Genomic DNA, 19,776 nt, shown 5'->3' with positions numbered 1-19,776 from the left:
TTACAATCTCGCCCTGATTTCAAAACACCCGAGGATTTTTTATGGACGCCACCGAAGTCACCGCGCTGGTCGAAGACGCGTTTCCTGATTGCGAAGTTCAGGTTCAGGTCGATGGTACCCATTATATGGTTGTGGTGGTGGGAGACGTTTTCGAAGGACTGCCAACCATCAAGCGGCAGCAGCTAATTAATAAGGCGCTGTTTCAGCAGGTTATGGATGGCACGATCCACGCTCTCCATCCAAAAGCTTTTACGCCGGCTGAGTGGGCGGCGCGCCAGGGCTGATTTGCCCTCACACGACAGGATATTTTTTGTGGATAAACTTCTGATCAGGGGCCGTAAGCCTCTGGATGGCGAGATCCGGATTTCCGGAGCCAAAAATGCCGCGCTGCCGATTCTGGCGGCCACTCTGCTGGCGGATGAGCCAGTCACTGTGGGCAACCTGCCGCATCTGCATGACGTAACAACCATGATTGAGCTGCTTGGCCGCATGGGTGTGGAAATTGTTGTTGATGAGAAAATGAGCGTGGAAGTTCACGCCAACACCATCAAGCATTTTCACGCCCCGTATGAGCTGGTCAAAACCATGCGGGCCTCTATTCTCGTGCTTGGCCCCCTGGTGGCCCATTTCGGTGAGGCTGAAGTGTCTCTGCCGGGTGGTTGTGCGATTGGTAGTCGACCGGTGAACCTGCATATTCACGGCCTGGAAATGATGGGCGCGGATATCAAGGTTGAGAATGGCTACATCAAGGCCAAGACCAATGGTCGCCTCAAGGGTGCGCACATTTTCCTCGACACGGTTACGGTCACGGGCACTGAAAACCTGATGATGGCTGCGGCCCTCGCTGACGGAAAGACGATTCTGGAGAACGCTGCGCGTGAGCCAGAAGTTGTCGATCTCGCGGAGTGCCTGATTGCAATGGGCGCGGACATCAAGGGTCACGGTACAGCAACCATTGAGATCAATGGTGTTGAGCGCTTGCACGGTTGTCATTACGACGTGTTGCCGGACCGTGTTGAAACCGGAACCTATCTGGTTGCGGCGGCAGCAACCGGTGGCCGGGTCAAGCTCAAGGACACCCGCGAGGACCTTCTTGAAGCCGTGCTCCTGAAGCTGGAAGAGGCGGGCGCCCACATCAGCACCGGTCCGAACTGGATCGAGCTGGACATGAAAGGCAATCGTCCGAAGGCGGTCAGTCTTCGTACTGCACCTTATCCGGCATTTCCGACCGATATGCAGGCACAGTTTGCTGCGATGAATGCTGTGGCAGAAGGGTCCGGAACGATTGTGGAAACGGTGTTCGAGAACCGTTTCATGCATCTTCAGGAATTGATCCGCATGGGTGCCGACATCACGCTCGAGGGCAATGCGGCGATCATCAAGGGCGTACCCTACCTTACGGGAGCGCCTGTGATGGCAACCGACCTGCGTGCATCCGCCAGTCTGGTGATCGCGGGCTTGATGGCCGACGGCGATACCATCGTTGATCGCATTTATCACATCGACCGCGGCTACGAGTGCATCGAAGAGAAGCTGCAATTGCTGGGCGCGAGTATCCGCCGCTTGCCGGCGTGACAGAGACAAACGGGAAACCGGAAGGACGCATGACAGATTCCATCACCATCGCATTGTCGAAGGGACGAATCCTCGAAGAAACATTGCCGTTGCTGGCTGAGGCCGGGATTGAGCTGGTCGACGATATCAAGAAATCCAGGAAGCTGGTGTTTCCCACCACGGACCCCAATGTGCGGGTGCTCATCATTCGCGCCACTGACGTGCCAACCTATGTTCAGTATGGCGGTGCGGATCTGGGAGTTACCGGCAAGGATGTACTGATGGAGCATGGTGGCGAGGGGCTTTATGAGCCTCTGGATCTCAATATTTCCCGCTGCCGTCTGATGACTGCAGGCCCTAAGGATCAGACACCTCCTCCGGGTCGTATCAAGGTTGCCACGAAATTCGTCAACCTGGCGCGCCGCTACTATTCGGCCCAGGGGCGGCAGGCTGACATTATCAAGCTCTATGGTGCGATGGAGTTGGCTCCGATTCTCGGCCTGGCGGATGAGATTGTCGATATTGTGGATACCGGAAATACGCTGAAAGCCAACGGTCTCGAAGCCCGTGAGTTAATTGAGCATATCAGCAGCCGTTTGGTGGTGAATCGTGCGTCCATGAAGATGAAACACGAGAAAATTAACCCCATAATCGAGAAAATGTCCGCTGCAGTGGAAAAGCGCCGGGTAGCGGAGTAAGCAGTGCCCGGGCAAGACTTCCCAAAACCCGCTCAAGCACGTCCTTGTGGCGCTTGAGCTCCGCCACCATGGCTCCGCACAGTTTTGGAAAGTCTTGCCCGAGCATTTCCCAGAACTTCTGAATCGTCCGGCCGCAGCAAGTAAATAATCCCAGACAGGGTTTGAAAAATGACCGATATCAGTATCACACGATTAAACGCCTCCCAAAGTGACTTTGACAGTTCGCTGGCCAAGCTTCTGGCCTGGGACGACAGTGTTGATCATCAGGTGAATGAGTCGGTTCGTCATATCCTGCATCAGGTGAAGACCCGCGGAGATGCTGCGGTGCTCGAGTTCACCGAGAAATTCGATCGTCTCAAGGTTGGCAGTGTTGCCGAGCTTGAAATGGACCAGAATCGGTTGCACAAGGCTCTGGATGCTATTCCTCAAGACCAGCGTATCGCCCTTGAAAAGGCGGCCGATCGCATCCGGGGCTATCACGAGCGCCAGAATCAGAAATCCTGGCAGTATGAGGATGAAGACGGCACGGTACTCGGACAGAAGGTGACGCCGCTGGATCGTGCGGGCCTCTATGTTCCTGGCGGCAAGGCTGCGTATCCGTCGTCTGTACTGATGAACGCGATTCCGGCAAAGGTTGCCGGTGTCAGCGAAGTGGTCATGGTTGTTCCCACGCCCGACGGTGTGGTGAACGACATGGTGCTGGCAGCCGCCGCTATTGCTGGCGTCGATCGTGTGTTTACCGTGGGTGGAGCCCAAGCGGTTGGCGCGCTGGCTTATGGCACAGAAACGATCCCGGCCGTCGACAAGATCGTTGGCCCCGGCAATATCTTTGTGGCGACCGCGAAGAGGGAAGTGTTTGGCACCGTTGGTATCGATATGATCGCCGGACCGTCCGAAATCCTCGTGATCTGTGATGGCAAGACTGACCCGGACTGGATCGCCATGGATCTTTTCTCGCAGGCTGAGCACGACGAACAGGCCCAGTCGATCCTGATTAGCCCGGACGCGGAATTCCTGGATGCCGTCGAAGCAAGTATTAATAGATTGCTGCCGACCATGGAACGTTCCGAAATCATCGCCGAGTCCATGGGCAGTCGAGCGGCAATGATTCAGGTGGCGGATCTCAGTGAAGCGGCCAGGGTATCCAATCGCATTGCTCCCGAGCACCTGGAGCTTTCGGTGGAAAACGCCGAATCATTGGTTGAGGAAATCCGCCACGCCGGCGCCATCTTTATGGGGCGCTACACCGCAGAGGCCCTTGGCGACTACTGCGCCGGCCCGAACCACGTTTTGCCGACCAGCGGCACAGCGCGGTTCTCTTCTCCTCTGGGCGTATATGACTTCCAGAAGCGGTCTTCCCTCATTGGTTTCAGTGCGGCGGGTGCTGATCGTATGGGTCGTGTTGCGTCTGTGCTGGCGAGAGGGGAAGGGCTCACAGCCCACGCCCGTTCCGCCGAGTATCGAATTAAAGACTGATCCGTATTGGTTGCTGCGGCAGCTGGCTAGTTTGCAGGTAGCGCCGTAAGAAGCTATCACCACCGTATGCAGGGCGGTGGACAAAGGCGTGTTCCCGGGAATGTCGGAGGCCATGGATGGCCGGAGCCAAGCGCACAGGGATGTGCTTGCAGTGGTTCCCGGGAACACGTCTTGTCCGCCGCCCGTCTGCACGAAATGGAGTGCAATAAGATGAGCAAGTTTTGGAGCCCGCTGGTAAACGACCTGGTCCCCTATGTACCAGGTGAACAGCCCAAAATGGCCAACCTGGTCAAACTGAACACCAACGAGAATCCGTTTGGCCCTTCCCCGAAGGTTATCGAGGCTATCCAGGCCGAACTGAACGACAACCTTCGCCTCTACCCGGACCCCGAGGGCGAAAGCCTGCGCCAGACCATCGCGGACTACCACAGCCTCAAACCCGGGCAGGTTTTCCTCGGGAACGGCTCCGATGAAGTCCTCGCACACATATTCTATGGACTGTTCCAGCACGGTGAGCCCATTCTGTTTCCGGACGTCACCTACAGCTTCTACCCGGTGTACTGTGGCCTCTATAACATTGAAGGCAAAAGAGTACCTCTCACAGACAGCTTCGAAATCAATCCGGAAGACTACAAACAACCCAACGGCGGCGTGATTTTCCCAAATCCCAATGCGCCTACCGGTCGTTACCTGGGCCTGGACTGTGTTGAAGAGATCCTGAAGGCCAACCCGGATCGTGTCGTGGTGGTCGATGAAGCTTATATCGACTTTGGCGGCGAGAGTGCGATCACTCTGGTGGATAAATACCCGAATCTGCTGGTTTCGCAAACCCTGTCCAAGGCGCGCTCACTGGCGGGCCTGCGTGTAGGATTTGCGGCAGGTCACCCGGACCTGATTGAGGCGCTGAACCGGGTCAAAAACAGCTTCAACAGTTACCCGCTCGACAGGCTGGCTTTGGCGGGTGCCAAAGCTGCGTACGAAGACGAAGCCTGGTTCCGGAAGTCCTGTGATGGCGTAATCAGCGAGCGGGAGCGAGTAGCTGAAGCGCTGGAAGGCCTGGGTTTCGAGGTGTTGCCATCCAGGGCAAATTTCATCTTCGCTCGCCACAAGGAACAGCCTGGCGAAACACTTGCCAAAGGCCTGCGAGAGCAGGGCATTATCGTCCGGCATTTCAACAAACCCAGAATCAGCGATTTTTTGCGCATCACCATTGGCACGCCTGAGCAGAACAATGCATTGATCAAAGGGCTTCAGGCTTTGTAACCTCTTGGCTTTGTGCAAGAGCAGGGCAGGACGCACCTTCCGGGAACCGCTACGAGCACATCCATGTGCGCTTGACTCCGGCCATCCTTGGCCTCCGACATTCCCGAAAGGTGCGTCCTGCCCCGCTCACCGAATCTGTGAGTAGCGGCCAGTAAGGAGAGGAGCTATGGCAAACCGACAAGATATCATTAGCAAGATTACCGAATGGCTCCAGCCGGAAAACTTTCAGGATTACTGTCCGAATGGCCTCCAGGTTGAAGGGAAAGCCGAGATTGAAACTATCGTATCGGGTGTAACAGCTTCAAGGGCGTTGATAGAAGCAGCCATCGACGCGAACGCCGATATGATCCTGGTTCACCACGGCTACTTCTGGAAAGGTGAGGATCAGCGAATTCAGGGTATGAAACGCGAACGCCTGAAACAGTTGTTGGAGCACGACATCAACCTGGTTGCATACCACCTGCCACTGGATGATCACCCTGAGTACGGTAACAACCGCCAGCTCGCCGACGTTCTGGAAATCAAAAATCCGCGGCCTTTGGACGGACTTGTCTGGCAAGGCGATCTTGAAGAGGCCATGACTCCGGAAACATTCAACCTGCACCTCTCAAGGAAATTGCACAGAGAACCGCTCCAGGTGGGTGAGGGGAAGTCGGAAATCAGAACAGTAGCGTGGTGTACCGGTGCCGCTCAGGGGTTTATCGACAAAGCGCTGGAAGCAGGGCTGGATGCCTATATCAGTGGCGAAATTTCAGAGCCGACGACCCATACAGCCAGAGAATGTGGCATCCACTATTACGCAGCAGGGCACCATGCCACTGAACGGTATGGGGTTCAGGCGCTAGGGGCAGCGCTCGAAAAGAAGTTTGGCGTAAGGCACATCTTCATCGATTGTGATAACCCGGTATAAAAGCCGAGATCAGAAAGAGAGCCTCAGGCTTGCTGAGGCTTCTCACCCTTCTTGAGGCCAAAATCTTCAGCCAGAGTCCCTGAAGCTTTCGGGTCGGTCTTGGGCGCATAATCCCTCGGTGGCTCCACGCCATCCTCGCTGACTTCTTCCAGGCGCTTCCTGGACGTTTCCTGCGCCAGCTCTTCCATCCACTCCTCATCATTGCAGAGGCGGTTAGCGCCCCGCGCCATGTGCTGGTTTACATCGCGATAGGCATCGTTGAAGCGGCGAAGTAAATGGGCAGATTCCATGAAATGCTCGTTCACCTGGGCCTGGTAGCGGATATACTCGCTCCTCAGTTCCTCAACCTGCTGTTCCGCCCGACGCTGTCTCAGCGTGGATCCTTGCCCGGATCGGCCAACAAGTACCCCGATGACAATGCCAACAATTAATGCGGCAATCGCTGCCAGAATCAGGTTTGTCATATGCTGTGTCGTCCTTTTGCCTTGAATTGAGCCAAGCCCTCAGGGTGAGTATAACGCCCGAAGCTCCATCAGCCCATGCCTGTGCCCTGCGCCAATCGTCGTATTGCTTCAAAAGCAGCCAACGTGGCGAAAAAACTCGAAATGCGCGACAATAACGCGCCCAATTTTTTGACCAACTTCCAGGGATACCTTAATGACTGTTGCCATGTCCTCAGAAAAAAGTGCGCGCCTGACCCCATTGGAACGTTACCAGCAGGATCTTGAACGCCCGGACTTCGAAAAGGACCCGGCCCAGGAAGATGCAGTCTTACGCCTCCAGTCACTGTACGACAAACTGGTGGAAGCGGAAAGCGATCGTGACAAGGCGATGGTCAAACTGCGGCTCAAACTGAAAAAAGGCAAGGAGGAACCGGTCAAGGGCCTTTATTTCTGGGGTGGTGTCGGCCGTGGCAAAACCTATCTTATGGACACGTTTTACGAATCACTGCCGTTCGATCGGAAAATGCGGGTTCACTTTCACCGTTTCATGCAGCGCGTACACAATGAGCTCAGGGCGCTCAAGGGTGAGAAAAACCCGCTGGAACTGGTTTCCAAAAAGTTTGCCGACGAAACGCGAGTCATCTGCTTTGATGAGTTTTTTGTATCAGACATCGGTGATGCCATGATCCTCGCAACCCTCATGGATGGATTGTTCAGCCGCGGCGTCACACTGGTCTGTACCTCTAATATTGTTCCGGATGGTCTTTACAAGGATGGGCTCCAGCGCGCGCGCTTCCTGCCAGCGATCGCCCTGGTAAAAAAACACACCGATGTCGTCAATGTGGATGGTGGCGTCGACTATCGTCTGAGAACGCTGGAACAGGCAGAGCTCTTCCACTCACCGTTGGATGATGCCGCCGATATCAGTTTGCAGAAAAGCTTTGACGCCCTTGCGGTGGAAGCGGCAAAGCACAGTCAGTCCATGGAGATCAATGGCCGGAAAATTCCCGCTCAGGCTCACGCGGACGATGTCGTGTGGTTTGATTTCAAAGACGTCTGTGATGGGCCGCGGAGCCAGAACGATTACATCGAACTGGCGCGCCAGTTCCATGCCGTCATTATCAGTAACGTGCCCGTCCTGGGAGGCGACAGACAAGACCAGTCCCGCCGCTTCATCAACATGATTGACGAATTCTACGATCGCAATGTCAAAGTCATAATCTCAGCAGCGGCCCCGATTACGGAGCTCTACTCCGGAGGCCGCTTGAGCTTTGAGTTTGAGCGCACCGAGTCCCGTCTGCTGGAAATGCAGTCCCAGGAATATCTCGAGGCAGCGCATAAGCCCTGATAAAAACATAAGAGTTCAGAGGCACAGGATCGCAAAGCGGGAGACGCCAGTAAGCCGTTCGAACGAAAATGACAGAGAGAGAGTCCTCTATGAGCAACGATAATGTAGTGATTGTCAGCGGTGTCCGCACTCCGATGGGCGGATTCCAGGGCAGCCTGGCGGGTGTTGCTGCACCTGAGCTCGGCGCCATTACCATCGCCGAGGCGGTAAAACGTGCGGGACTGAAATCGGACGATATTCAGGAAGTCATCATGGGCAACGTTCTGCCTGCCGGGCTGAAACAGGGGCCGGCTCGTCAGGCCATGCGCAAAGCCGGTTTGCCAGACAGCACGGGCGCAACCACCATCAACAAGCTTTGTGGTTCCGGCATGAAAGCCGCCATGTTTGCCCACGATCTGATCAAGGCCGGTAGCAACGACATCATGATCGCTGGTGGTATGGAAAGCATGTCCAACGCGCCCTACCTGTTGCTTAATGCCCGTAAAGGCTATCGCATGGGGCCTGGTGACGCAGCTCAGGACCATATGTTTCTGGACGGGCTGGAAGATGCGGAAACCGGTCGCCTGATGGGTGCGTTTGCCCAGGAAATGGCTGACAAAAAAGGCTATACCCGCGAAGAGATGGATGATTACGCCATCAGCTCACTGAAGCGCGCCCAGCGTGCTATTCAGGAAGGCCTGTTGAAAGATGAGATCATTCCGGTAACCGTGAAAAACCGGAAGGGTGAGGTTGTCGTCGAGGATGACGAGCAGCCGCTCAATGCCAACCTGGAAAAAATCCGCGGTTTGCGCCCGGCTTTCAGCAAGGACGGCACCGTAACCGCTGCCAATGCATCGTCCATCTCCGACGGTGCTTCTGCACTGGTCCTGATGCGCGAGTCAGAAGCCGAGAAGCGGGGTCTCAAGCCCCTGGCGCGGGTTGTCGGCCACAGTGCCCAATCCCAGCACCCGTCAGAGTTCACTTGTGCTCCGGTAGGCGCGATTGAAACCCTGTTCGGGAAAACCGGCTGGAGCAAGGAAGACGTTGACCTTTTCGAAATCAACGAAGCCTTCGCCATGGTTGCCATGATGCCAATCCGTGAGCTCGGCCTGGATCCTGAAAAAGTAAACATCCACGGTGGCGCGTGTGCCCAGGGCCACCCTGTCGGCTCTACAGGCTCTCGCTTGCTGGTTACTCTGATGTATGCGCTTCAGCGTTACGGTAAGAAAAAAGGCATCGCGGCTCTGTGCATTGGCGGTGGTGAAGCCACGGCTATGGCAATTGAGATGCTGTGAGTCTGCCGCAGGCCGGCCTGTTGCCATAGTTGTTGGGATCCAAGCGCACAGGGATGTGTTCGTAGTGGGTCCCGGACGACGATATTGCTCCTCGGTGCTTCCTCTAAAGTTGCGATCTGCGAGCCAGGCCGACCTCAAAAAAACCACCAAAACCAAAGTGGTTGCATCCAAATTTGTTGTCTATAGTGATTCTGTGCGACGAAACCCGGCGGTAAATGGGGAGTGAGAGCAAAATCATACTTTTGACTGATCAAAGCGTTCGACAGCGTTAGCTATAGTGCGTACATCACGAGCACTGTGCACGAAGCCTCCAATACATCGTGAACACCAATAATCAGAGCAGCGACTCAGAACAACAATGGAGTAGCCTTCCAATGACAAGAAAAACACATCAATGGCAGCGTTGGACCAAATTGCCGCTAGTTATGGCAGTTGCCGCCGGGATGTCTGGTCAGGCAGCCGCCTATTCGTTTTATATGGGGGATGTAGAAGCCCAATTTAACACCACGTTGTCCGCCGGTATCGGTTGGCGTGTCTCAGACCGCGACAAGCGGTTAATTGCCCAGGGCAATCTGGGGCCCGAGTATGCTCCGGGTGGCACACTCGAAAACATCGGTTCCTCCACAAACAACTACGATGATGGCAACCTCAACTTTGCCAAGAATGACGTCTACTCGAAGATCGTCAAAGGCAACAGTGAGCTGTTCCTGAACTACAACGTCGACAGTTCATATCTCACCCGCGTTGGTGGTCTGCTTCGTGGCCGTTACTGGTACGACTTCGAACTCAAGGACGGGGACAGGGCGGTCGATTACGTAGGACAGCAGCGTGAGCTGAACGATGAGGCAAAAGGTAATGCCTCCGGCGGCGAAATTCTTGATGCGTATGTGTTTTCCGATTGGTACTTCGGCAATGTCCCGGTAAGTCTCCGGTATGGTAAGCAGGTGTTGAGCTGGGGTGAAAGTACGTTCATTCAGGGTGGCATCAACGTTATCAACCCGGTCGACGTTCCGGCATTCCGCGCTCCCGGTTCAGAACTGAAAGACGCCTTGCTGCCGGTGGAAATGTTCTACATGTCAGCGGGCATCACAGAGAACGTCACGGTCGAAACCTTCGTTCAGGCCGATTGGGAACCCGTTCGTCCGGACGATTGCGGTACGTTTTTCTCAACCAATGACTTTGCCGCTGATGGATGTGGCCCGGTTCTACTCGCAGGGCAGCTCCCCGATTCCCAGGCTTACGCCCAGGGATTTATCGCTCCCAGAATCGGCGACAAAGAGGCTGATTCCAAAGATCAGTTCGGTGTAGCGTTGCGTTGGTATGTTCCAGAGCTCAACGATTCAGAGCTCGGCTTTTATTACATCAAGTATAACAGCCGCCTGCCATACGTCAGTGGTCTGGTAAATAACCCGTCAAGCCCGGATGCGACGCAGGTGAATGATCCTTCACTGCCATATTCGGCATTCCCGAGTTACTTTATTGAGTACCCTGAGAACATTAACCTTTACGGTATCAGTATCAACACAACCACGCCGGGTGGCTGGTCGCTGGGGGCGGAATACAGCTTCCGGGACAATGTGCCTTTGCAGTGGAATGCCTTTGAATTGATTTATGGCGGCCTGCAGCAGCGTAGTCCGGCGGGAGATATCCTGAGTAAGCTGGAAGCCCAGCGTCTTGAGGAAACTGGCGGTGCGAATCTGGCTGGAAAGCCCGTTGCCGGGTACGACCGTTTCAATGTGTCCCAGGCTCAGTTCACATTGATCAAGTTCTTTGATCAGGTGATGGGTGCCAGCCGCCTGTCGTTCATTACAGAATTTGGTGCAACCTACATTCACGATCTTCCGGAATACGATGAGGCGCGTTACGGCCGTTCCGGCACCTTCGGTATCGGGACAATCCCCTTGGACAGTCTCGGAGGCGCTGATATCTGTGCCAATGGCGGAAACATCAACGTCAACTACTGTAATAACGAGGGCTTTACCACAGACTTTTCCTGGGGTTACCGTGCCCGCTTTGTTTGGGATTATCCGAACGTTGTGGCTGGCATAAACCTGAAACCTCAGCTTGCCTGGAGCCACGATGTCCAGGGTTATAGTCCGCAGCCGGGTGGGGCGTTCAACGAAGGTAGCAAGGCCATTGGTCTCTCCCTTCAGGCGGTTTACCAGAACAGGATTACCGGTGACATCGGTTATACAAACTTTTTCGGCGGCAAACCGTATAACGAGTTGACTGACCGTGATTTTGTGAGTGCCAGTGTTTCCTACTCATTCTGAACCGGAAAGAATTCGTTTAACGAGGAACTTTAAATGAAACTGAACAAGAAACTACTGTCCACAGGCGTACTGGCTGCAAGTCTCTTTGCGGGCCAGGCCTATGGTGCGGTTTCTGCAGCGGAAGCCTCCAAGCTGGGAGACTCGCTGACCCCGATGGGTGCTGAGAAGGCCGGAAATGGCGGTGAAATTCCAGCGTGGACTGGTGGTCTGACGACACCTCCTGCCGACTACAAGGGGGACGGTATATACGTGAATCCGTTCCCGGATGAAAAGCCGAAGTTCACCATCGATCAGAGCAACGTTGGGCAGTACGAGGACAAGCTGTCCCGGGGCCAGGTTGCGATGATCAAGAAGTATGATGATTACTTCATGCCGGTCTACGAGAGTCACCGTAGCGCTGCTTATCCGAAAGATGTGATGGATGAGACCGTAGCGAACGCCACATCGGTCGAATTGATCAAAGATGGTAACGGGCTTGGCAATTACCAAACGGCTACACCGTTCCCGGTTCCCCAGAATGGCCTTGAGGCAATCTGGAATCACATTACCCGTTATCGCGGTGGCTCGGTTCAGCGAAACGTTGGACAGGTTACTCCCACGGCTGACGGTTCTTTCTCCGTGGTTAAATTCCAGGACGAGCTGACCTGGAGGACGTACCTTGAGGACTACAAGCCAGGGGAAGATCCCAACGTTCTGTTCTACTTCAAGCAGGCAATCACTGGGCCGGCTCGTCTTGCAGGTAACGTACTGCTTGTTCACGAAACCATTGACCAGGTTGCCGAGCCTCGTCGTGCATGGGTATACAACGCCGGTCAGCGTCGCGTTCGCCGTGCGCCTCAGGTTGCCTATGATGGTCCGGGTACCGCGTCTGACGGTATGCGTACGTCCGACAACTTCGACATGTTCAACGGTGCGCCGGATCGTTACAACTGGGAGCTCGTAGGCAAGAAGGAAATGTACATTCCATACAATTCCTACAAGCTGGTGGATCGGAGCCTGGATTATGACCAGATCGTTAAGGCCGGTCATATCAATCAGGATCTGACCCGCTATGAACTGCACCGTGTATGGCACGTGCGCGCCACACTGAAAGAAGGTGAGCGCCACATCTATGCTCAGCGTGATTTCTACATTGATGAAGACACGTGGCAGGCGTCCGTTATTGACCATTATGACGGCCGTGGTGAGCTCTGGCGTGTGGCTGAAGCCCACTCGATGCAGTTCTACGATCAGGTTGTACCCTGGTACGCGATCGAAACGCTGTATGATCTGCTGTCCGGCCGTTATCTGGCACTGGGTCTGACCAACGAAGAAAACGATCCGTATCAATTTGGTGTTGAGCGTCGGTCCCGGGATTACACGCCGGCTGCGCTTCGCCGTTCGGGTACCCGTTGAGGGGGAGTTAGCAATCTGAAAACGGCGGGCTCTGGGCCCGCCGTTTTTGTATCTGGCCGAAAATTTCAGGCTAACACTGGAGCACTGTTAAACAATCGCCACCGCATAAAATCCTTTCACGTCAAAATTTTGCAGCCCGCCCCTAATTTGGTTTAACCTCTAGATCATACTAAAGGCGTACCCGAAGAAGGTCGCTAATCAAACGTCAGTGCAGAGAACCATTTTCCGGCGAAAGGGTAAACTCCTGCCGGTTTCAAACGGGGCAGTGCGTGAAACCATTCAATGATGGCTGTGCAGCCAATGATGAGTTCCAGTCAGCGAACAGTGGTCTTCAACGAGGTGAGTTGGTCAGGGACCTGCTCAGGCAAAGGGTCCAGGTTCCCGTTATCCCCTCTGATTCCCTGGAACGACCTCAGCTGAACCAGCGTATTGCCGAAGGGTTGCTTCCCCGGGGGGCGTTATTTGTCGAAGCCCCCGGCGGTTACGGAAAATCCCACGCTGTGAATGCAGGTCTGCACTCCGCCGGCTTCGCCCCGGAAACCCTCCGCTGGGTATCTCTTAACGCTCGAGACAATTCGCCTTCCCGGTTTCTGACTTTGATTGGCATTGCTTTAGATCTGCCTGAAGCTTCCGAGAACAGTCTCCAGGGGGGGGCAACCTTTTCCGATGCCCTGGCGATGATGCTGGTTGCGCTGGGCCGCCAGCGTAACCCGGTATGTCGGGTTCTCATTCTGGACAACCTGCAAAACCTGAGTAACCCTGCTGTTGTAGCGCTCCTGCAACAACTGGTGACTGAAGTCCCTGACAAGATGTCTGTGGTGTTGATTTCCCGAAAGGTTCTCCCGTTTGAAACGCACGGACTGGAGTTGGAAAATCGGTTCAATCGCCTTGGAAGCGATAAGCTCGAGTTCAGCCGGTCGGAGATGTTTGGCTATTTCCGGCAGGCACTTGAGAGTAGGCAGTTAACCAGCGTTGCAGTTGATAACCTCTATGGCATTACGGAAGGCTGGGCCACGCCGCTGGCTCTCTATCGTCGTGAACTAATACGCGACAGCGAGCGGAAGCCGGTGCAGGAAACGGCAAGTGTTGAGCGTTTTCTGAAAGATTCCGTGCTGGGGGGGCTGACACCGGCTCAGAGGCAATCACTGCGTGCCATGGCTGAGCTGGAGTTATTCTCAGACGAACTGTTTGCAGATCTGGAGCCTTTGATTCCGGACGCCGGCTTTGCCCCTTCACAAGCGCTGGACCTGGGCCTGCCTCTCAAAGTCATACCGGGAAGGGGGCGTTGGTACCGGTTTAATCCCTTGCTTCAGGAGTGGCTGAAGGCTCCGGTGATGGCCGGTTATAACGAGCGTATGTTGCGGGCGAGCTGGTGGTTCGGAGCACGTGATCAATTCCCGGAGGCGTTGAAGTGCGCTCTGTTGGCCGGTGATGCAGAAGAAGTCATTCGTATTGCTTCGGAGGGCTCGGAGGCATTGCTCCTGGGTCAGGACACCGCGTCTCTGCTTCGTTTGCGTAAGAGTCTGCCATCGCGGGTCTTGGAGCGGAGCGCACGATTGCGAATCGTGTATAGCTGGGTGCACGCAATCGGAGGTCAGTTCCGGCAGGCCAAGGCTTTGATTGATGGCCTTACTGAGCCGGATCAGCGCGAACATGCCGCCAGGATACAGGCTCTGAAGGCGTTTATCCTCAGGGGCGAGGGCAGTGTCGGGGACGCGCTGGTTATGGCCGACAAGGCTTTGTCAGGAGGAGAGCTTTCTACCCAGGGACAGCTGGTTACCCAGATGGTGCGCTCGAGTGCCCTGTGTGCGGCGGGCCGCTTTAATGGAGCCCGGGAAGCGAATCGTGCGGCGGCTCGGCTTGCCCGGGAAGCGGGAGATTCCGGCTCGGAAGCTCTGGCGGTTTATGCCCACGCTCGGATTGAGCTTGGTAAGGGTGCTTTGAAGCATGCGGAACAGCTTCTTCGCACCGGGCTGGACACGGCCATGCAGGAGTTGGCAAGGCCGGCCCGGATTGGGGAGACTCGCCTGCAGTTGAACCTGGTTCTGGTGCTCTGGCACCAGGGGCGACATGCCGAGGCTGACCGGTTACTGGTGCGTTGTGGGCGCCACGCAGAGCAGACCCGGGATCTTGGTCTGTTGCTGGCAATGACCGTTCGTGTGTTGATGTGTCGTGTATCCGGTCGAATTGAGGAAGCGTTTGTCTGGATCGGGCGAGCCGAACGAACCATGCATGCCTGGCAAGTGGATGAATCACTGTTTGTGCCGGTTCTTGAGGCCCTCAAGGCCAGCTGCTGGCTGGCGCAAAATCAGGTAGACAGTGCCGCTCAGGCGGTGATGAAGCTGGAGCCCTATCGCCGGGCCGGCTGTGTGCCAGAGCTCTTTCCGATGATGCCCGGGCTGCTCGATTGCATGCAGGTTCGGGTTGATCTGGCCCGGGGTGAATACATTCGGGCTCGCGAAACGCTGCAGGAGAGCCGTCAACGTTATGATGAGGCCATACCCTGGGGTGTAGAACTGCACATGCGCCTGTTAGAAGCCCTACTGATTCAGGAAGAGAAAGGCGCAACGGTGGCTCAGAAAATTCTGGCGTCGGTTGTGGCCGAGGCATCCCGGGAGCATTTTATCAGCCCCTTTGCAGAGCTCAGGAACGAGCTGCAGAGTCTGGTTGAGAAGGGGTTCTATCAGCTCCCCGAGAGTGCATTCAGAGAGGCCCTCGGCCGTCTTTACGAGGTAGAGCCAGTGGCTGAGGGGATTGGTTCTCTGGCGGAGCCGATCAGCGACCGTGAGCACGGCGTGTTGGAACTGATCGCAAAGGGGCTTTCAAATCAGGAAATTGCCGACAAGCTGCACATCTCACTGCATACCGTAAAAACCCATGCACGCCGCATCAATGCCAAGCTGGAAGTGAGGTCGCGTACCCAGGCAATCGTCCGGGCACGGGAGCTAGGGTTGCTCTAAGTCTGTTTGAGTTCTTCGATCCGGGCATCCTTTTCGGCCCAGATTTCGGTGATCCAACGCTGGAAATCGGACCGGATTTCGCGATTATTTTCGTAATCCATCCCTAAGAATCGTGACGGAATTTCCCGCACTCGGACATCAACGATAATGCGGCCGATCCGTCCACACAGGTAGTTCCAGAACCCTCCCCGGCCACCCGGATAAACAATGGTTACATCCAGCATGGTATGAATCATTTCCCCCATTGCCCCTAACACGAACGCGGTTCCCCCGGCACGAGGCTTTAGCAAGTGCTTATAGGGCGAAGCCTGGGATTTATGTTTCGCGGGCGTATAGCGGGTACCCTCCATGAAATTGAAAATGGTAACGGGCGTGTACCGGAATTTCTCGCAGGCAGCCTGGGTAGCCGCTATGTCCTTTCCCTTCAGTTCATGGCGCCGGGCGATCTGTTCCTTCGTGTGCCTGTGCATGAACGGGAAGTCCAGAGCCCACCAGGCGATACCCATTAGCGGAACCCAGATCAGTTCCTTTTTCAGGAAAAACTTCAGCAACGGAATTCGATTGTTCAGGACATACTGAATTGCGGGAATGTCAGCCCAGCTCTGGTGGTTGCAGGTGACGAAATACCAGTGTTTCCGATCCAGGTCCTCCACACCACGAACATCCCACTCAACCCTGTGCAGACCGTCCATCAGCAAATTGTTAAAGCCGATCCAGATCCACGCAATCCGGTTCAGAATGACGGTGCAGCCCTTGCGAACAAAAGACACCGGCAGGATCAGTTTGATGATGGCGAACACCAGCAGGACGGGAAACAGGATCAGCGTGTTCAGAAGAATAAGCGCTGCCGCCAGAGTTCCTTTCAGCGGCGCGGGTAGAAAGTGCAACATGGTGGATAGTTCCGGAAAGTCCTGGCTTCTGTGTTGGGGTCAGCCTTCGGCAGGGGGCGTGGAGGAGCTTTGGCCTGGCAAAAGCGTGGCTTCTCGATCCGCGGACGCCAGCTGCTCAAGCAGGGAGGGGCTTAAATCCTTGATGACACTCCTGAAATCGTCATCGTAAAATTCCAGGTTGTTGTAATGGATCATCGCCCTTATTTCTTCTATGTAGTCTTGACCGCGCTCTGAGTAGCCGAGCAGCCCTCTGGCCAGATCCAGTCCCGATAGCGGATCGCCTGCCCGCCGGTCTTTCAAACGAATATCACGCAGGGACTGATAGGTAGGATGGCTGTTCAGGTTCTGTATATACGCCCTCACTGAGCGATAGGGCGATGAGAACTTTGCAACCTCGTGATCTGCCCCTTCCACACGGCTGCGAGGAACAAGGCCACAGCCTTTTGAGAAGCACCACTGGCCAAACAGATTGTTGCCTCTGGTGGCAAATCTGGATGTGCCCCAGGCGGACTCGTTTGCTGACTGCGCCAGAATCAGAGAAGGAGGGATGATATCCAGGCGTTTGTGAAGCAGGTCGAAGAACTCCGGGCTTCCGATTTTCTCGTCAATCCTCAGACGGTTGGCCTGGGCGGTAAGCCACTTTTTTTCCTTCTCGGCCAGGCTGGACTGGTTTGCCAGACTGTCGAGATAGTCCCGTTCAATCAGGATGCGGGAGTTTGCCAGTACGATACGAGGATAAAGGAATGAGAAAAACGCCGCCTTTTTCTCAGTGGTGTCCCGAAACTGGGAAAAATCAGGAAGGTCATCGTCAGCCCAGTTTGGTAATGACGGTAGGGACGAGAGCGCCGGCTCGCCGCCAGCCCCTCCAGTCATGCTGCCCGGAGGAACGTAAAATCCGCCGCCGACCGCGAATGCGATCAATGGAACAATCAACAACAGCGCACGTTTACCTGAAGACATAGAACCTCTCGTCAGAATGGATATGACTTGGATTATAACAGGTTATACGGGCCAGTCTTGCCAACGGCTTACCTTGACCGAGGGGTGCTTGTTCAGGGAACCCGGGTCGCCAACAACAAGCCGACCTGCTCTTCGTCGCCCTGGGAATCCCGTAACTGCAGGTAGAGTTGCTCTTTGTCGGCCGTGAAAAAGCCGTCAAAATTGAGAGAGCCGTTGGTGAATGAGACTCGGCCATTGCCAGCATCGATGTACGCGAGGCTAATTTCAGCGCCTTCCACGAGCTGCGGTGTTGAAACAGTTTCCGCACTCACCGAATGAATTATGTCCAGGGTTCGGGTGCTCAATGTTGCCACGCTGGCTGAATCTATCGTCAGCACTGCGTTATCAAAATGCTGCAGGTGGTTGGTGTCCGGCGTCAGCCCGATTGCCAGCCCCTGCAACCGGTATTGCCCGCTTGTCGGAGTAGCGCTGGGTGTTTGCTCGGCGGCGATTAGCATCCCGTCTCCCAGCGGGCTGTCATCCAGGTTGAAGGCCATCAGGCTACCATCGGGGGTACTCGCTCCAATGCCGAGATCCGGCTGTTCAAAGGAATCGGACGCGGTACTGATATCAAGGTTCAATCGACCGGTCTCGACGTCTCCCGTGCTCAGTCTCGAGGTTCGGCGGCTTACCGTCCAGGACTCATTTCGGGTGCCTGTGTCATTGCGTGTCACAGTGCCAGACATGCCTCGGCTGACTGTCGTATAACTCTGGGACTGACTGATGGTACTACCGCTGATCTGCCAGTCGCCAATACCGGATTCGATGACAACAGGAGAGGCTGTGTCATCACTGAACCGGCTCGACAGGTACAGCATGTTGTAGCTGCGAGTATCCAGCGTATCCAGGGTAAAGCCGGTCGTTCTCAGAAGATCAATTTCAATGACCGACAAGTAATGATCTTCCAGTGTTCCTTTGCGCTTCAGTTCCTCGCCAGAAGCTTCCAGCTCAATAGCCTTACCGGCACTGAAATAACCGCTGATGACCCGGTCCGGCCCAGTGGTGTCAGATGCCGGCGTCGTTGTGTAGGCGTCCAGGTAATAGGGGTTTCGCGTCCAGCCGATGATCCTGGAGCTACCGCGACCGGTAATGCTCTGGTAAAGCGCGCGGCCCGCCAACAAGCGAGTATCCTCAAGCAGTGTGGCGGCACCGGGAGACGATGAGTGGGTGTTCAGTTCCCACCGTTCCGAACCTCGCAGATAGAACTGGTTCCCGGCCTGATGGATCAGCGCCTCCCGATCATAGGGAATATCGTTGGCCAGGGACGTAACGCGGATGTTGAAGGTGTCGAAACTGGTCAGCGTCAGCGCCGGGTAGACGTAGCTGGTGCCATTGTTGTCTGTCAGCATCTCTTCCTGAGCGGTACGGATACCCCACTGGCCAGAGCCTTGCAGGGAGCTTTCAAGGAAAGTCTGGCCGAGCTCTAAGCCAAGAAACACCGAATTGTAATCCGCCGAGCTGGCGCTGATCTTGCCGGACGAGGTCTCATTGAGCAAAGCGTAGTCCGCCATCGCCGCGACATACCGGGCAAAATCACCGCGGTTGGAAAGCAGTGCCATGGCGTCATTCAGGTTAGCGCCAGACGGAATATCGATTTCAAAGTCGTGGACCTGGTCAGAAAGCGTCGACCAGACATATTTGTTGAGGCACAGCTCGCCGTTGGCATCCTCCACACAATCGAGGATGGCCTGTAACTCACCGGAGGTGTAGCTGGCAATCGTATTACGCACCAGGTATTCGGAGAACGGATTGATCTTCACGTCCCGGTCAGCGTCTGCTGCCAGCGCGCGCATTCGGATGTTGCCATAGCTCGCATCGATGATCACATCCGGTCCCAGGGGTTGCCCCTGCTCAAATGTGATAATGATGAATCCGTTGCTGTCCGTACGAGTGGATATTGGAACTGAACCGAGGTTCTGCAGGGCAGTGTTGGTGGAATAGACGTCCAGGCGGTCAGGCTGGACGATCTTGAGGTTGCGTCGCGTCAATTCCGCATCTGGAGCTGCGTCTGCGGGTACTTCCATGGTGATCCGGACCTCATTGGCTTTGAGGCCCCCGGCATTGCTGGAATCCCCGGTGCTGCCAGAGCTGAAATCGTCCACCGGGTTTTTTGCGGCCGCAAAATCGTTGGGATCGTTACGTGCGCCGCTGATTGCATCGTCCCCACTGCCGCATCCTGCGGTCAGTAAAATCGTTGAGGAAAGAAGCAAACCAAAGATTAGTCGCATGCCTGGCCGTCCGTGCTGAGGGTTCAGGCGGTCAGTCTATCAGCGGGCGTTGAGGGAAAGCGTGA

At 55.4% G+C, this 19,776-nt stretch carries 15 protein-coding genes; 11 read left to right on the top strand and 4 right to left on the bottom strand.

Going from position 1 to position 19,776, the window contains the following annotated elements; genetic code table 11:
- Positions 1 to 41 precede the first annotated feature (41 nt).
- The 6 genes from KFJ24_RS09410 (at position 42) to KFJ24_RS09385 (ending at position 5,901) form a co-directional block, all read left to right on the top strand.
- Positions 42 to 284, top strand: a complete 243-nt coding sequence (locus tag KFJ24_RS09410) for a BolA family protein (RefSeq protein WP_250830813.1) — start codon at positions 42 to 44, stop codon at positions 282 to 284.
- Positions 285 to 312: 28 nt separating this feature from the next.
- Positions 313 to 1,575 (top strand): UDP-N-acetylglucosamine 1-carboxyvinyltransferase, encoded by a 1,263-nt coding sequence (gene murA / locus KFJ24_RS09405; RefSeq protein ID WP_250830812.1) that lies wholly within the window; start codon positions 313 to 315, stop codon positions 1,573 to 1,575.
- A 29-nt stretch (positions 1,576 to 1,604) separates the two neighbouring features.
- Entirely contained in the window at positions 1,605 to 2,252 is a 648-nt protein-coding gene (gene hisG / locus KFJ24_RS09400; RefSeq protein WP_250830811.1) for an ATP phosphoribosyltransferase, read from the top strand.
- 168 nt (positions 2,253 to 2,420) lie between these two features.
- Positions 2,421 to 3,728, top strand: coding sequence for a histidinol dehydrogenase (gene hisD / locus KFJ24_RS09395; RefSeq protein ID WP_250830810.1), 1,308 nt, complete (start codon positions 2,421 to 2,423; stop codon positions 3,726 to 3,728).
- A 210-nt stretch (positions 3,729 to 3,938) separates the two neighbouring features.
- The gene (gene hisC / locus KFJ24_RS09390) at positions 3,939 to 4,991 is read left to right on the top strand and encodes a histidinol-phosphate transaminase (protein WP_250830809.1); all 1,053 of its coding nucleotides are present in this window, start codon (positions 3,939 to 3,941) and stop codon (positions 4,989 to 4,991) included.
- A 166-nt stretch (positions 4,992 to 5,157) separates the two neighbouring features.
- Positions 5,158 to 5,901 carry a Nif3-like dinuclear metal center hexameric protein gene (locus KFJ24_RS09385; protein WP_250830808.1) on the top strand — a complete coding sequence of 248 codons (744 nt, stop codon included), beginning with the start codon at positions 5,158 to 5,160 and terminating at the stop codon, positions 5,899 to 5,901.
- Positions 5,902 to 5,924: 23 nt separating this feature from the next.
- On the opposite strand, the gene KFJ24_RS09380 is transcribed toward KFJ24_RS09385, so the two are convergent.
- Positions 5,925 to 6,365, bottom strand: a complete 441-nt coding sequence (locus tag KFJ24_RS09380; protein ID WP_250830807.1) for a YhcB family protein — start codon at positions 6,363 to 6,365, stop codon at positions 5,925 to 5,927.
- A 229-nt stretch (positions 6,366 to 6,594) separates the two neighbouring features.
- Between KFJ24_RS09380 and zapE the strand changes: the two genes are divergently transcribed.
- From zapE to KFJ24_RS09355, 5 genes are all read left to right on the top strand, one after another.
- Positions 6,595 to 7,692: a cell division protein ZapE gene (zapE, locus tag KFJ24_RS09375; protein ID WP_250832608.1), complete on the top strand. Its 1,098-nt coding sequence runs from the start codon at positions 6,595 to 6,597 to the stop codon at positions 7,690 to 7,692.
- A gap of 89 nt (positions 7,693 to 7,781) precedes the next feature.
- Positions 7,782 to 8,966 (top strand): thiolase family protein, encoded by a 1,185-nt coding sequence (locus tag KFJ24_RS09370; protein ID WP_250830806.1) that lies wholly within the window; start codon positions 7,782 to 7,784, stop codon positions 8,964 to 8,966.
- Positions 8,967 to 9,340: 374 nt separating this feature from the next.
- Positions 9,341 to 11,239 carry a DUF1302 domain-containing protein gene (locus tag KFJ24_RS09365; protein WP_250830805.1) on the top strand — a complete coding sequence of 633 codons (1,899 nt, stop codon included), beginning with the start codon at positions 9,341 to 9,343 and terminating at the stop codon, positions 11,237 to 11,239.
- 33 nt (positions 11,240 to 11,272) lie between these two features.
- The gene (locus KFJ24_RS09360; RefSeq protein WP_250830804.1) at positions 11,273 to 12,634 is read left to right on the top strand and encodes a DUF1329 domain-containing protein; all 1,362 of its coding nucleotides are present in this window, start codon (positions 11,273 to 11,275) and stop codon (positions 12,632 to 12,634) included.
- A 269-nt stretch (positions 12,635 to 12,903) separates the two neighbouring features.
- Positions 12,904 to 15,594, top strand: a complete 2,691-nt coding sequence (locus KFJ24_RS09355; RefSeq protein ID WP_250830803.1) for a LuxR C-terminal-related transcriptional regulator — start codon at positions 12,904 to 12,906, stop codon at positions 15,592 to 15,594.
- On the opposite strand, the gene KFJ24_RS09350 is transcribed toward KFJ24_RS09355, so the two are convergent.
- From KFJ24_RS09350 to KFJ24_RS09340, 3 genes are all read right to left on the bottom strand, one after another.
- Positions 15,591 to 16,484 carry an acyltransferase gene (locus KFJ24_RS09350; RefSeq protein ID WP_250830802.1) on the bottom strand — a complete coding sequence of 298 codons (894 nt, stop codon included), beginning with the start codon at positions 16,482 to 16,484 and terminating at the stop codon, positions 15,591 to 15,593. The two genes, KFJ24_RS09355 and KFJ24_RS09350, sit on opposite strands and share 4 nt — an antisense overlap.
- A gap of 39 nt (positions 16,485 to 16,523) precedes the next feature.
- A complete protein-coding gene (locus KFJ24_RS09345; RefSeq protein WP_250830801.1) occupies positions 16,524 to 17,444 on the bottom strand; it encodes a glucosaminidase domain-containing protein in 921 nt (306 codons plus the stop codon).
- 92 nt (positions 17,445 to 17,536) lie between these two features.
- Positions 17,537 to 19,711, bottom strand: a complete 2,175-nt coding sequence (locus tag KFJ24_RS09340) for a hypothetical protein (protein ID WP_250830800.1) — start codon at positions 19,709 to 19,711, stop codon at positions 17,537 to 17,539.
- Between the last annotated feature and the right edge of the window lie 65 nt (positions 19,712 to 19,776).

This window comes from Marinobacter sediminum, from assembly GCF_023657445.1.
GTDB classification, from domain to species: domain Bacteria; phylum Pseudomonadota; class Gammaproteobacteria; order Pseudomonadales; family Oleiphilaceae; genus Marinobacter; species Marinobacter sediminum_A.
The sequence above is the reverse complement of the archived record's forward strand: the minus strand, read 5'-3'. Positions and strand labels throughout refer to the sequence as shown.

Excerpts from the sequence above, each read along its gene's own strand:
- KFJ24_RS09410 (WP_250830813.1), top strand. The coding sequence starts at position 42 with ATGGACGCCACCGAAGTCACCGCGCTGGTCGAAGACGCGTTTCCTGAT.
- hisG (WP_250830811.1), top strand. The coding sequence starts at position 1,605 with ATGACAGATTCCATCACCATCGCATTGTCGAAGGGACGAATCCTCGAA.
- hisD (WP_250830810.1), top strand. The coding sequence starts at position 2,421 with ATGACCGATATCAGTATCACACGATTAAACGCCTCCCAAAGTGACTTT.
- hisC (WP_250830809.1), top strand. The coding sequence starts at position 3,939 with ATGAGCAAGTTTTGGAGCCCGCTGGTAAACGACCTGGTCCCCTATGTA.
- KFJ24_RS09385 (WP_250830808.1), top strand. The coding sequence starts at position 5,158 with ATGGCAAACCGACAAGATATCATTAGCAAGATTACCGAATGGCTCCAG.
- KFJ24_RS09380 (WP_250830807.1), bottom strand. The coding sequence starts at position 6,365 with ATGACAAACCTGATTCTGGCAGCGATTGCCGCATTAATTGTTGGCATT.
- KFJ24_RS09370 (WP_250830806.1), top strand. The coding sequence starts at position 7,782 with ATGAGCAACGATAATGTAGTGATTGTCAGCGGTGTCCGCACTCCGATG.
- KFJ24_RS09365 (WP_250830805.1), top strand. The coding sequence starts at position 9,341 with ATGACAAGAAAAACACATCAATGGCAGCGTTGGACCAAATTGCCGCTA.
- KFJ24_RS09360 (WP_250830804.1), top strand. The coding sequence starts at position 11,273 with ATGAAACTGAACAAGAAACTACTGTCCACAGGCGTACTGGCTGCAAGT.
- KFJ24_RS09350 (WP_250830802.1), bottom strand. The coding sequence starts at position 16,484 with ATGTTGCACTTTCTACCCGCGCCGCTGAAAGGAACTCTGGCGGCAGCG.
- KFJ24_RS09345 (WP_250830801.1), bottom strand. The coding sequence starts at position 17,444 with ATGTCTTCAGGTAAACGTGCGCTGTTGTTGATTGTTCCATTGATCGCA.
- KFJ24_RS09340 (WP_250830800.1), bottom strand. The coding sequence starts at position 19,711 with ATGCGACTAATCTTTGGTTTGCTTCTTTCCTCAACGATTTTACTGACC.